10 protein-coding genes are annotated in these 13,598 nt (G+C 64.0%); 4 read left to right on the top strand and 6 right to left on the bottom strand.

Translation table 11 applies throughout. From position 1 onward, the window contains the following. Positions 1-186: 186 nt before the first annotated feature. A complete protein-coding gene (gene rpoD / locus ACZY0R_RS26480) occupies positions 187-2,145 on the top strand; it encodes an RNA polymerase sigma factor RpoD (RefSeq protein WP_488862542.1) in 1,959 nt (652 codons plus the stop codon). Positions 2,146-2,246: 101 nt separating this feature from the next. Here the strand turns inward: rpoD and ACZY0R_RS26475 are convergent, their stop codons facing one another. Continuing rightward, positions 2,247-2,822 carry a DUF1294 domain-containing protein gene (locus tag ACZY0R_RS26475; RefSeq protein WP_488862540.1) on the bottom strand — a complete coding sequence of 192 codons (576 nt, stop codon included), beginning with the start codon at positions 2,820-2,822 and terminating at the stop codon, positions 2,247-2,249. A 108-nt stretch (positions 2,823-2,930) separates the two neighbouring features. Next, entirely contained in the window at positions 2,931-4,241 is a 1,311-nt protein-coding gene (locus ACZY0R_RS26470) for a DUF3422 family protein (RefSeq protein ID WP_488862538.1), read from the bottom strand. 229 nt (positions 4,242-4,470) lie between these two features. Here ACZY0R_RS26470 and ACZY0R_RS26465 point away from each other — a divergent pair, with 229 nt between their 5' ends. Next, a complete protein-coding gene (locus ACZY0R_RS26465; RefSeq protein ID WP_488862536.1) occupies positions 4,471-5,322 on the top strand; it encodes a LysR substrate-binding domain-containing protein in 852 nt (283 codons plus the stop codon). A 15-nt stretch (positions 5,323-5,337) separates the two neighbouring features. Here the strand turns inward: ACZY0R_RS26465 and ACZY0R_RS26460 are convergent, their stop codons facing one another. Continuing rightward, complete coding sequence (locus ACZY0R_RS26460; protein ID WP_488862534.1) at positions 5,338-6,270, bottom strand: LysR family transcriptional regulator; 933 nt, start codon at positions 6,268-6,270, stop codon at positions 5,338-5,340. A gap of 237 nt (positions 6,271-6,507) precedes the next feature. On the opposite strand from ACZY0R_RS26460, the gene ACZY0R_RS26455 reads away from it, so the two are divergent. Next, positions 6,508-7,281 (top strand): putative hydro-lyase, encoded by a 774-nt coding sequence (locus tag ACZY0R_RS26455; RefSeq protein WP_488866189.1) that lies wholly within the window; start codon positions 6,508-6,510, stop codon positions 7,279-7,281. A 253-nt stretch (positions 7,282-7,534) separates the two neighbouring features. Further along, on the top strand, positions 7,535-8,827 hold the full coding sequence (locus ACZY0R_RS26450) for an MFS transporter (RefSeq protein ID WP_488866187.1): 1,293 nt from the start codon (positions 7,535-7,537) through the stop codon (positions 8,825-8,827). A 770-nt stretch (positions 8,828-9,597) separates the two neighbouring features. Here ACZY0R_RS26450 and moaA read toward each other — a convergent pair. From moaA to ACZY0R_RS26435, 3 genes are read right to left on the bottom strand one after another with little or no spacing between them, the layout of a single operon-like run. Then, positions 9,598-10,722 (bottom strand): GTP 3',8-cyclase MoaA, encoded by a 1,125-nt coding sequence (moaA, locus tag ACZY0R_RS26445; protein ID WP_488862532.1) that lies wholly within the window; start codon positions 10,720-10,722, stop codon positions 9,598-9,600. A gap of 24 nt (positions 10,723-10,746) precedes the next feature. Further along, positions 10,747-11,412, bottom strand: a complete 666-nt coding sequence (locus ACZY0R_RS26440; RefSeq protein WP_488862530.1) for a response regulator — start codon at positions 11,410-11,412, stop codon at positions 10,747-10,749. Between the two features lie 55 nt (positions 11,413-11,467). After that, complete coding sequence (locus tag ACZY0R_RS26435) at positions 11,468-13,459, bottom strand: type IV pili methyl-accepting chemotaxis transducer N-terminal domain-containing protein (protein WP_488862528.1); 1,992 nt, start codon at positions 13,457-13,459, stop codon at positions 11,468-11,470. Positions 13,460-13,598: the final 139 nt, after the last annotated feature.

Genomic DNA, 13,598 nt, shown 5'->3' with positions numbered 1-13,598 from the left:
GCCCTTTGGCTTGATCGGACACGCAATGCCGGACTGGGAGTCCCAGCGGATTGCGGCAGATGTCCGTCTCTCGGCAGCTAGCAATGCTGCGAGGGCTTTGACAGCCACAGGTGCGATGGGTGTACCCTCGTATGGGCAACAGTCAAGAAGTAATCAAGTAGTAATTCAGCAAGGGAGCAGCAGTTAATGGCGAGTGGCGCACAACGGACGTTGGCAGAATCGAAAACAGCATTGGCCGGCAAGAAGCCGGCTGGTAGGGGTGCGGCGTCCACGGCTCAAGCTGATCCCGCAACCGAAGCTACGGAGCGCAGCCAGCAGCTGCGCGCACTGATCCAGCTGGGCAGGGAACGCGGCTACCTGACGCACGCGGATATCAGCGACCATTTGCAGGGCAATTTCACCGACACGGCTGCGATGGAAAGCATCGTCAGCACGTTTGCCGAAATGGGCGTGACGATCTACGAGCAGACGCCGGACGCCGAAGCGCTCCTGCTGCGCGATAGCGCGGTCGCGGCCTCGGACGACCAGGCCGACGAAGAGGCGGAGGTCGCGCTGTCGACCGTCGACTCCGAGTTCGGCCGGACCACCGACCCGGTGCGGATGTACATGCGGGAAATGAGCTCGGCAACCTTGCTGACCCGCAAGCAGGAAGTGGAGATCGCCAAGCGCATCGAAGACGGCCTGAACCGCATGGTTCACGCCATCGCTGCCTGCCCGTCCACCATTGCGACGATCCTCGAGCTCTCGCAGCGCGTGGAGCGCGATGAAATCCGCATCGATGAACTGGTCGACGGGCTGATCGAAGGGGAAGCCGAGGTGGCCGCCGAAGCTGACGACGACACCAGCCGCGATGAAGTCGCCGCCGATGACGACAGCGACGACGACAGCGACGAAGGTGCGAGCGCGCAAGCCAATGAATCCGCCGCGCTTTCCAAGCTGCGGGACGATTGCCTGACGCGGTTCGCCCGCGTGGCCGATCATTTCGAGACCATGCGCAAGGCCTACACCGCACATGGCGTGGAGTCGGAAGGATTCCTCATGGCCCAGCTCGCGGTCCGCGAAGAGCTGAGCTCGATCCGCTTTACCGCCAAGACCATTGAGCGCCTGTGCGCCGATGTCCAGGCCGTGGTGGAAGAAGTGCGCGTCGTCGAGCGCCAGATCCTGCAACTGATGGTGGAGCGGTGCGGCATGCCCAGGGAAGAGTTCATCGAACGCTTCCCCGGCAACGAGACCAATCTTGCCTGGGGCCGCTCGCTTGCAGCCGAATCGCGCTCGTACAGCGACTCGGTCGGCCGCAGCCTGCCGGACCTCGAATCGCATCAGCAAAAGCTGGTTGATATTCACGCACGCGCGGTGTTGCCGCTATCGGAGCTGAAGCTGGTGAACCGCCAGATGCTGACCGCCGAACGCCAGATGCGCCAGGCCAAGCACGAGATGACGCAAGCCAACCTGCGTCTGGTGATCTCGATCGCCAAGAAGTACGTGAATCGCGGCATGCAGTTCCTGGACCTGATCCAGGAAGGCAATATTGGCCTGATGAAGGCGGTCGACAAATTCGAGTACCGCCGCGGCTGGAAATTCTCCACCTATGCAACGTGGTGGGTCCGCCAGGCAGTGACGCGGGCGATCGCCGACCAGGCCCGGACCATCCGGGTGCCGGTGCATATGATTGAGACGATCAACAAGCTCAATCGCATCTCGCGCGAGATCATGCAGCGCACCGGCAAGGCCGCGGATCCCGCGGCGCTGGCCGAGCGCATGGAGATGCCCGAAGAGAAGGTCCGCTCGATCATGAAGATCGCCAAGGAGCCCGTCTCCATGGAAACGCCGGTTGGCGAGGACGGCGATACGAGCCTGGGCGACATGATTGCCGACTCGGATACCGCGTCCCCGGCGGAAGCCGCACTGCATGCGAGCCTGCGGGCGACCGTGCGGGAAATGCTCGACGACCTGACGCCCCGCGAGGCCAAGGTGCTGCGGATGCGTTTCGGTATCGACATGTCCACCGACTACACGCTGGAAGAAGTCGGCAAGCAGTTCGATGTGACCCGCGAGCGGATTCGCCAGATCGAAAGCAAGGCGATGAAGAAGATGCGGCATCCGAGCCGCGCGGACCATCTGAAGGCGTTCCTGAAGGAAGGCTGATAGCAGGGCGCCGGGGCAAGTCCTGGCGCTGACGCGCGACGAAGCGATGTAGTGACGAAGGGGGTTACGGCCAGATTGAGGCCGTAACCCCTTTCTTCGTTTCAGGCCGGCACAAGGGTCTTCCAGAGCATCATGGCGCCGATGTTCAGGACCACGGTGCCCCAGAAAGCAGCCTGAAACTCCTGCTTCCGATTTTTGTGGCGCAGCAGATGTTGTGCGGCAAGTGCGCCCGGCCAGCCACCACACAGGGCGAGGAAGTGCAGGCGGGCCTCGGGAGTGCGCCATTCCTTGCGGTTGGCGCGGGTCTTATCGGCCTTGTACGCAAGGAACGCAACGATACTCATCACGAGACTGATCGCGCCGGCAAGCCGCGGGAGAAACCCACCGAGGGCGCCGGCGAAAATCGCCGCCAGGGCGATCGCGGCCAGGAAAACCGGCAGCACACTTGCCTGGTTTTGCGGTTTCGGTGCGCCCAGTATCGAGACGTTGCTGGCTTGCATGCGGCCGTCCTTGCCCTTGCCCAGTTCAAACATGACGCGGTCGCCAGGCTTTGGCCGGACTGAACGGTTCTGCAGCGCGGTGATGTGAAAGAAAATGTCCTTCACGTCGGCATGTACATCGATAAAGCCATAGCCCTTGTCGGCATTCCAGGATGTTACGCGGCCTGCTTTTTTCATTTTTTGGTCGTAGAAATAGACCGGGAGCGTCGCACAAATCCCCCTTTCGTACAACGAGCGGCAGCCGAAGCCTGTGGGAGGGGAAGGGCGGCCCGTCTTAAGCTGGCGTCAGACTGTCCTCTCTCCGCCCGGAACGGCTTGCTTGGAGACGGCCATGTTCCGCTTTGGTCCGGTCCGCTTGCTGCGTCTGGTAGCGCGCAATACCAGCAGGACAACCGGGATGATCAATATCCCCTCAAGCAGTTCGGGATCGAGCGGAAGATGCACCGCGTGGAGGGCTTTGAGTCCGGCGCCGGTCAGGGACAGCACGTAATACGAGATGGCCGCAACGGATAAGCCCTCGACTGCGTGCTGAAGTCCCAGTTGGCTGCGGGCCGTCTGGTCCATTCCCTCCAGCAGGCGAGTGGTGTCCTGCTCTTGCGCTAGGTTGACGCGCGTACGCAGCAGGTCGACAGCTCTTGCGACACGTCCTGCAAATTGTTCGTGGCGCGCCCAGACCGCCTTGCACGTTTCCATTGCTGGGGCAAATCGACGCTCCATGAATTCGGCGATCGTTGGCACGCCTTCGATGCGCTCTTCCCGGAGTTCATGAATCCGTGCGAGCACGAGCTTTTCATAGGCGCGAGATGCACTGAAGCGCCCACCGGATTCGGCCAGCGCCTCGATCCGCACCGCCAGATGGGTCAGCCGGACCAGCAATTCAGCATCATGTTGCGGTCCGGGACTCGCATCCATGCTGTGCATCAATGGCCCGAGCGCCCGCTGCAGTTCGTCCAGGCTTCCGCCCAGGTCGCGAGCGACCGGCAATGCCAGCAATGCCATCATTCTGTATGTCTCGATCTCGTAGAGACGCTGCAGGAGGCGGCCACCTTGCTCTTCACGAAAGCCGTCGTCGATCACGAGAAACCGCGAGAAGCCGTCCGGCTGGATGGTCCAGTCGCAGAATACCTGGCCACCTCCCAGTACATGGCTGCCGACAAGAATCGGACCATCAATCCACTCCCGCAGGTCCCGACGCGCCCGGTTGGCGCCTTCGCCCGACACAAGCTCCATTCGGACCGCGACAAACCGCTTGCCTTCAAACGCCTGGAACCATTCAGATGGCACGTGCGCCGTGGCCAGATCGGAGAAGTAGTCCGTGTCATGGCGTTTTGCGACGAACGTGAAGGTGGAGAACTCCGTGTGTCGTTCCCACTTCAACTCTGTTTCCGCTCCCCACCGCGCTGAATAGTGCTTTGTGCCGTCGACGGGGGCGTCCAGTCCAGTGAGACGGCACAGCGCTCTCAGGAGCGTCTGGTGAATTGCCGTGTCGTCATCGGCATAGATGGCAAAGTGCACCAGTGACACCGAGCCGCCAATCCGGAGGAACGGCCTTGCATGCAACTCGCGCGAAAGGCTGGCGCGCAGGGGGTGGTCCATAGCTTGATGCCTGTTTGTTAATCCGCTAATTAACTAATTAACCGCATTGACTCCGATAGCGGCGTGTCGGGTTGCAACCGAGGGCATCTTCAATTCGCTTTTCGTCGCCGCGACCCGCCGCACACCCACGCGGCCCACGCTTTGGCGTGCTTGTGTGTGAGTATGCCCTTGGCGCATGATTAAGAAAAACGGGTAAAATTGATCGTTCGCATCAGATTTTCTGATATTAATGAAAGCGCTTGACCTCGACGTGCTGACGATGCTTGTGGCTGTTGCCGATACCAGCAGCTTCAGCCGTGCGGCGCAGGTGGTGCATCGCTCCCAGTCAGCGGTCAGCATGCAGATCAAAGCGCTGGAGCTGGCGCTCGGCAAGCCGCTGTTCGTGCGAAGAGCCAGAAGCGTTGCCCCGACGCAGGATGGCGAAGTCCTGTTGGGGTTCGCGCGGCGCATGCTTGCCCTGCGCGACGAGGCTTGGGCGGCGGTGGTTCGCCCGGACGTGACGGGCAGGGTCGTCATCGGCGTGCCCGACGACTATGCTTCTTCGCTGTTGCCCGCGATCCTCAAGAAGTTTTCGGCGACGTACCCTAAGGTCGAGATCCAGGTCATCGGACTGCCGAGCGTGGCGCTTGCGCCGATGGTCAGGGATGGATCGGTCGACCTCGTATGCGCAACACGCGTAAAGGGGTTGTCCGGCGAGTTCATCCGACACGAGCCGATGGTCTGGGCGGCTGCGCCAAGCGCCGATGGGATATGGCGCGAGAGACCGCTTCCGATCGCTGTGTTCCTGCCAGGCAGCGTCGCAAGGGAAAATGCTATTCGCAGCCTTGAGCGCGCGAAGATCACCTATCGGACCTCGTACGAGAGCCCCAGTTTGCTCGGCCTGCTAAGCATGGTCGAAGCCGGCCTGGCAGTGGCCCCCCTTGCGCGCTGCGCGGTTCCGCCTCACTTCACCTTGCTTGGCCAGGCTCAGGGGCTTCCGGAGATTGCAGCGCTGGAAGTCATCCTCGCGCGAAGCGCAGCATCCAGGCGACCGCCGTGCGATTTCCTTGCCGAACAGATTGTTTCCGAGTTGCGGCGATAGGGCAGTCATGCGACGTCACAGCGGTTCAACCAGCCGCCTGTTGCTGTTGCGGCAGTATTCCGCACAGGCCGCGCGTGCCGAGTTGGCCGCGCCGTGCACGAACAGCGGCGCGTCGGCACGCCGCGACATCGACACCACGATAGACGGGGGCGCGGGCTGCAGCGGTAACTCCACGACTTCGCCGCTCTCGATCAGCTTGTCGACGAACAGGCGCGGAATAGCGGCCACGCCGAAACCGTCGCGCACGAGCTGCACGATCACGGCAATCGACGGCGACCCGGTAATGCGCGTCTCCGAAAGCGGCACACCGTGGGCTCCCGCGAGTTTGGCCACGATGTCCTCCAGCGCGCGATGCGGCGCGGTCCCCCGGCCGAACGTCAGGATCGGATGCTGCAGCACCTGCCTGGCGAGCGCGCCGCGCGTGTGCGACAGCAAGCCTGCGCGCGCTACCCAGTGCACGGGATAGTTGGCGAGTGCATTGCACACCACGTTGCTTTCGTCACTGCCTTCGACGCGAATGATGAGATCAAGCTCGTCGGCAATCAGCCTGCGCTGGAGCACCACGCTCACATCGGCGGTCAGTTCGACTTCCAGTTGCGGGTAGTCTGCGGCGAGCCGTCGCATGTAGTTCGGCAACCAGCTGTGCACCACGGTCTCGATCACGCCCAGGCGCAGGCGCCCGCGGATCTTGCTGTCGCCCGAGGCGGCGGCCTGCAACCGCCGTGCGGCCTCAACCACTCCCTTCGCGTATCCGAGCAGGTACTCGCCGTTGGGCGTCAATCGAAATTCGCGGCTCTCCCGATCGACCAGCGCGGTTTGCAGCTCATCTTCCAGTGCCTTTATCCGTTGGGAAATGGCAGCTGGCGTCGCGTGCAGCGCGGCTGCCGTCGCACGAAAACTGTGCAATTTGGCCAGCGTGACAAAGGTTTCGAGGAATCGCGTATTCATCAGGCTGTGGAGTAGATCGCCGCAGAAAGCTCAAATTTCCTTGGGTATCCCGGCAGTTAGCGTCAGTCTCGGTTTGGCACCACCTCAGTGCGGGTAAGGGAAAACCCGCAAAGTTGTTAAGAAATTCTATACACGGGTGCCAACAAAAAGTCGTTGGCGATAAAAAATTTTACTCTCTATCGTTCAAGGCAGACACGACAACGTCATAACGACATGAGAGCGCAGATGCCCGAAGACCTGATGCCTTTCGACTTTCGCCAGTCCGTGCGCAGTGGCCAGTTCCGTGGCCCCACCGCAGGCTATTGCGGCGACTACGCCCAGGCCAACCTGGCCATCCTGCCGTCCGCGCACGCCAGCGATTTCCTGCGCTTCTGCCAGGCCAATCCGAAGCCGTGTCCCTTGCTGGGCGTAGGTGAGCCGGGGCAGTGGCATGTGCCGGTACTCGGGCGCGAGGTGGACATCCGCAACGATGTGCCTGCTTATAACGTCTATCGCGACGGGCGGCTCGCGGAAGAAAGCGAATCGCTGGCCGACCTGTGGCAAAACGACTTCGTGGTGTTCGCCATCGGCTGCTCGTTCTCGTTCGAGCACATGCTGGCGCAGGAAGGCATTCCCCTGCGGCATGTCGAGGAAGGCCGCAACGTGCCGATGTACCGCACCAGGGTTGCCAACCGGCGCGCGGGCGTTTTCGGTGGCGAGCTGGTGGTATCGATGCGGCCCATGCGCGGCGCCGAGGCGATTCGCGCCGTGCAGATCACCAGCCGTTTCCCTGCCGTCCATGGCGCGCCGATCCACATCGGCGACCCGGCCGAGCTGGGGATAGAAGACCTGGCGAAGCCTGAGTTCGGGGAGCCCGTCACGATCAAGCCGGGGGAGCTGCCGGTCTACTGGGCCTGCGGCGTCACACCCCAGACCGCGATCATGGCCGCGAAGTTGCCACTGGCGATCGCGCACAAGCCCGGCCACATGTTGGTGACCGATATCAGGAACGCCTCGCTTGCCGTGTTCTAGCCAGCCGGAGCAACGCAGTTCGCTTTTTCGCTTTGTCGTTTTTTGATTTCCCCCGAAACCGCAATCGTTACAAGCCAGGACGCCGGAGACCACCGGCGCCAACGAAAGATCCGCGTGAGGCGGCGGGCTGCGCTCATCCACCGATGGGGGGCGCCGGCCGCGGCAGCCGCGCGCAAGACCGTTCACCCCACGCGCCCAGGAGCGTTTCATGGACAACAAGACCCCCGCGGCGGCGGCCGCCGCCAATCCCGCAATGGCTTCCTCCCTTGCACCAACGGCGTCTGTCGAAGCCGGCGGTAACCTGTTCTCCTGGTACGGCGATGCATCGCCCCGCGAGAAACGCGCCTTCTGGAGCTGCAAGGTCGGCTACATGCTCGACGGCATGGATACGCAGATGCTCTCCTTCGTCATTCCGACGCTGATCGCTACCTGGGGTATCAGCCTGGCCGACGCCGGCTTCATCGGTACGCTCACATTGCTGGCTTCGGCACTGGGCGGCTGGGCCGCCGGTATCCTGTCCGACCGCATCGGCCGGGTGCGGACGCTGCAATTGACGGTGGTGTGGTTCGCGGTCTTTACCGGCCTGTGCGGTCTGGCGCAGAACTACGAGCAGCTGCTGGCCGCGCGGGCGCTGATGGGCTTCGGCTTCGGCGGTGAATGGACCGCCGGTGCCGTGCTGATCGGCGAGGTGATCCGCGCCAAGGATCGCGGCAAGGCCGTCGGCCTGGTGCAGTCGGGCTGGGCGATTGGCTGGGGGCTGACGGCCATCCTGTACTCCGTGCTGTTCTCGGTCATGCCCGCTGAACTGGCGTGGCGTGCGCTGTTCCTAATCGGCCTGCTCCCGGCGCTGCTGGTGGTGGTCATCCGCCGCTACGTGAAGGAGCCGGACGTCTACGAAAAAGAGAAGGCGGCGCAAGGCAAGGCGAGCGATCGCCCCCGTTTCACGGAGATCTTCAGCCCGAAGCTGCTGTCGACGACGGTGCGCGCGGCGCTGCTGGCGACCGGCGCGCAAGGCGGGTACTACGCCATCACGACCTGGCTGCCGACGTACCTGAAGACCGAGCGTCACCTGACTGTGATGGGGACGGGGGGATACCTGGCCATGATCATCTTCGGCTCGTGGATCGGCTACCTCGTCAGTTCCTATCTGACCGACAGGCTTGGCCGCAAGCCGAACTTCATTCTCTTCGCGGTGGGTTCGATGACGGTTGCCTTTGGCTACACGATGCTGCCGTTGAGCAACGGCGCCATGTTCTGGCTCGGTTTCCCGCTCGGCTTCTTCGCTTCGGGTATTTTCAGCGGCATGGGCGCGTTCCTGACCGAACTGTTCCCGACGCGGGTGCGTGGCTCCGGCCAGGGCTTTTGCTACAACTTCGGCCGGGCTGTCGGCGCACTCTTTCCATTCCTGATCGGCGCGCTGTCCAAGCAATATGGTCTCGGCGCCAGCATCGGCATCTTCGCCGCGGCGGCCTATGGCGTGCTGATCATTGCCGCGCTGACGCTGCCGGAAACCCGTGGCCGCGAGCTTGAAGCCGCCGGCATGTAAGTCCCCCGGCGGCCGGCGCCCGGGCGGCGGCGAACCGGAATGGCGTGGATGAACCGCGCCGCATGATGAGCGCGTTCGGCAGCGTGGACGCGTGGTGGACGCGTGGTGGACGTTAGCGCCGCTATCCTCCGGCAGCCTCGTCCATTGCTGCCGCTGTCACTACAGCCACCAACGGTGCCGCCGCCGTCCATTCGCGCTCATGCCGCGCGCACTGTTGCATTTCGCCCTCACACCTGACAGGCGCTAACAATTGATTACAACCGGGGTGGTCGAGCCGAACTATGCTCCCCCGTGCTCAAAAACTGCGGTAGCCAGGTACAGTGGCATGCCGTGCTACATGGAAGAAGAGTCGCATGATCAAGATCTGTTCGATTCCCCTGGTGGCCATTGCCATGTTGGCGGCCACCGCGGGAGCTGCCCGGGCGCAGCATGTTGTCGGGGGGATGGGCGAGGATGTCAGGATCGGCGCCTTCGGTGGCAACGCGGACAATCGCCTGGGCGGCCGCGTCCTGCCCGACAAGCATGGGCTCGATACGACCGGCCGGAACGGGGCACGCGCGCGAGCCGGCGGCCGACAGGCAGTGCACGCCCCCAGTACGCGTGCAAAGGCGCCTTCACTCCCTCCTGGCAGAAATTTGCCATAGGCGGCACTTCCGCAGGAGACGCTGCCGGCGTCGACGCTTTATTTCCTTCCGGCACGCCGTATACGCAGCTGGTGCGGTAAGAAAAAGCGCATCGCCAGCCTGACGGATGGCGTCGCCCGGCTTGCGTCAGCCGCCGATATAAGACATCTCGATCTTTCGTGTGTCGCGTGCCTGCCGCACTGCGGGGTTGCTGCGCAGCTCGGAGTAACGATCGGTGCGCGCTTGCCAGACACCGGCGATGGCATTGGAGATTTCCAGGTCGCTGTGGCCGCCGCGCAGCAGCGCGCGCAGGTCGTAGCCTTCGGTGGCGAACAGGCACAGGTAGAGCCGGCCTTCGGTCGACAGGCGGATACGGCTGCAGTCCCCGCAGAAGGCGTGGGTCACGCTGGTGATCACGCCGATCTCGCCGGCGCCGTCGCGGTAACGCCAGCGCTCGGCAGTCTCGCCGCTGTAGCTGGCGGGGATGGCTTCGAGTGCGAAGGCTTCATCGATGCGGCGCACCACCTCGGCGGAGGGCAGCACCTCATCCATCTGCCAACGGTTGCTGGCGCCCACGTCCATGAACTCGATAAAGCGCACGATGATGCCGCTGCCGCGGAAGTGCGCGGCCATCGGCACGATCTCGGCGTCGTTGGTGCCGCGCTTGACCACCATATTGACCTTGAGCGGCGCCAGGCCGGCAGCCTGGGCGGTCTCGATGCCGTCCAGCACGTCGCGTACCGCGAAGTCGACATCGTTCATGCGGCGGAAGGTGGCATCGTCGATGGCGTCCAGGCTCACGCTGACGCGCGACAGGCCGGCGTCGCGCAACGATCGCGCCTTGCGGGCCAGCAGCGAGCCATTGGTGGTGAGCGTGAGATCAAGCGGCTGGCCCGAGGCCGTCTCGATGCGCGCCAGCAGTTCCACCAGTTTCTCGATGTTCTTGCGCAGCAGCGGCTCGCCGCCGGTCAGGCGGATCTTCTCGACCCCGTGCGCAACGAACAGGCGGGCGGCACGCTCGATCTCCTCGAAGCTCAGCAACTCGGCGTGCGGCAGGAAGGGGTGGTCCTTGCCGAACACTTCCTTCGGCATGCAATAGACGCAGCGGAAGTTGCAGCGGTCCGTGACCGAGATGCGCAAATCGTGCAGCGGCCTGCCGCGGGTGTCGGCAACCAGTCCGGACGGCGCCGCGAGCACCGCCGGGATGGTGGGCATCATCGACCGGCGTCGGTGGTCGCGCAGGTCGACAATGGGGATGACGGATGCGGTCATGGGCTGAGGTGCAGGTGCGCCGGGTCAATCGGGCGCGGTCAGGCCGCGCTCGACCGCGTAGACCGCGATCTGGACGCGGCTCGTCAGATTGAGTTTCTTGAGGATATTTTGCACATGGATCTTCACGGTGCTCTCCGCCACGCCCAGGTCGCGCGCGATTTCCTTATTGCTTTCGCCGCGCGTCAGGCCGCGTACGATCTCATGCTCGCGCGAGGTGAGGCGGGGCTTGTCGGTCGAGCCCGCCGCCGTCGCCGGGGGAGGGTTGGTGGGCGCACGGAATTGCGCGACAAGCTTTGCCGTCATCCCCTGCGAAATCACCGCCTCGCCCACCGCCGCCCGGCGGATGGCGCTGGTCAGGGTTTCCGCTTCAATGTTCTTCAGCAGGTAGCCCCGGGCGCCGCTGCGCAGGGCGGCCGCCAGTTCCTCGGCTTCCTCCGACACCGTGAGCATCACCACCGCACTGTCGGGCAGGTCTTCCACCAGCAGTTGCAGGGTTTCAAGCCCCGACAAGCCGGGCATGTTCAGGTCCAGCAGGATCACATCGGGCCGGTGCTGCTTGGCCCGCTTGACGCCTTCCACGCCATCGGCCGCCTCGTCGACGATTTCGAAATCGGTCTGGCGCGCGAGCAGGGCGCGCACGCCAGAGCGAAACAGGGAGTGGTCGTCTATCAGGAGGATGCGGATGGTCATGATATTCACTTGAATGAAGTAGGCGGGAGAGAGCGGCCGGCAGCCGTGACATCAGTTACCGCGGCAGGACGAGCTCAACGCGCGTGCCCGTGCCCCGCGCGGCCACGATCCGGAGGCTGGCCGATAGCCTGGCCGCCCGCTCGCGCATGATGTGCAATCCCACGTGGGCCTGATCGTCCGCGGCCGGTTCCGTGGGGTCGAAGCCGTCGCCATCGTCTTCCACGACCATGCTGAAGGTGCGCCCGTTGCGCACAATGACGCTGGCGTGACCGGCACGCGCATGCTTTCGCACATTGGATAGGGCCTCCTGCAGGATGAACAGCACCTGCAACTGCTGCTCCGGCTGCAGGGGCGGCCCGCCCTGCGCGTCATTGAACGCCAGGGCTAGCGCCGTGCTGCTCTGGCGCCGGAATCGCGCCACGGTGTCTTCCACGGCCTGGCGCAGCTCGCCATGCGCCAGCTTGCTGCGGAAATTGAGCAGCAGTTCCCGTACATCCTGATAGCTCTCCTCGACACCGCAACGCAGCAGCGGCACGATGGTGCGGGTTTCGTCCATATCGCTGCGCGAGACGGCGTCTTCCAGCAACTGCACCTGCAGGTTCAGGTAGTTGAGTCCCTGGGCAATGCTGTCATGCAGGCCCTGCGCCACCAGGTTGCGCTCTTCCACCACCGCAAGCTGGCGCGCGGTTTCCGACAGGTGCAGATGATCCAGCGCCACGCCGAGATGCTGGCCGAAGGTCTCGAGCAGGCGGATATCCGAGGCAGGCAGCTGCAGCGGCTGGCGGAAGTGCAGGGAGAAGGTGCCCAGCACCGTGCGCTGCGTTTCTATGCGGAACACCGCAAGCCCCGGGAATCCTTCCCTCGCGCAGCCGAAGCGCGCATTGGACGCTGGCCGGCCGGCCGAGAGTGCGGCTCCCTTGCTGAGATCTTCAATCAGTACGACGGATTCGCTGGCCGCCTCGCCACAAAAACAGGCGTCCACCTTCATGCAGTGCTCGGTCTCTTCCAGTGCGGCCGAGTAGCCGGCCGACACCACCAGGTGCAGCTGGTCGTGGTCCGCATCGATCATGCGCACGCTGCCGCCGTCGGCATCGAACTGCTCCATCACGCGCTCCAGGAAGCCGCTGCAGAGCGCCTCGCTGTCGTTTGGCATATTGAGGAAGGCGGCCATGTCGTAGAGCGCCGCGAGGTCGCGGTTGTGCCGCGCCAGCTCGGCGGTCTTCTGCGCCACGCGTGCTTCCAGGTCCTGGTATAGCCCCTCCAGTTCGCCGGCCATCCGGTTGAAACCGTCCGCCAGCATGCCGAACTCGTCGCGCGTCTCCACCGGCAGGCGCAGGGAGAACTCCCGCGCGGCCATGCGCTGCAGGCCGTCCTGCAAGCGCATGACCGGAAGGATGATCCAGATATAGAGCAGGTAGATGACGGCTACCGTACCCATGCAGGCCATCGCTGCGAGTCCGGCCTGCGACAGCCGCAGCAGGGTGGTCTTGGTGGCGTTTTCCTGCTCGATCATGCTGACCAGGCGATTGACCTGGTCGACAAAGGAAGCCAGCGCCACAGGGTAGGCAGGCGCTGCGCCGGTTGCGACGCCCAGGTCGGCTAGGGCACTGGGCTTGATGCGCTGGTTCCAGTCATGGCTGACCCGCTCCAGTTGCGCGCGGATGCCAGGGTCGTCCGGCAGGAACAAGGGCCGCGCCGGATCGCCTTGGTGCAGGCGTGCCAGGGTGGCATCCATCCCGTTGATCTGGGCGTCCAGCTGATGGCGCTCGCCGGCATGTGCCCTGGCGAGTTCGATGGCGACGCGATTGGCGCGCATGCGCAGGCTGCCCGCATCGTTGATGGCCGCGCCCGCGCCTTCGAGTTGCCATGACAGCCACAGCGTCCCTGAGATCATGGCCAGCACGATCAGCAGCGCGCCCAGCGAGAGCGAGACGATGCGTGTCGACAATCGGTGGCGCAAACCTGGCAACGCTGCCTGGCCAGGCAGCGGCGAGAACGACTGCTCCACGGTGGAAGCGGGCGGGGAAGGGGGCGTGAGATCTACCATATGGCTCCAGCCCCCGGCGGATGTCTTCGGTCTGGATCGGCGCTTCAGGGGCTTGTCGCATTATTGACGGCAAGCTGGCGCGGCGACTTGCGCAAAATCAATATCGCTTGCGGGGCCGGGTGGCGCTTGACTAACTTTC

This window comes from Cupriavidus sp. F041 (assembly GCF_057814235.1).
The sequence above is the reverse complement of the archived record's forward strand: the minus strand, read 5'-3'. Positions and strand labels throughout refer to the sequence as shown.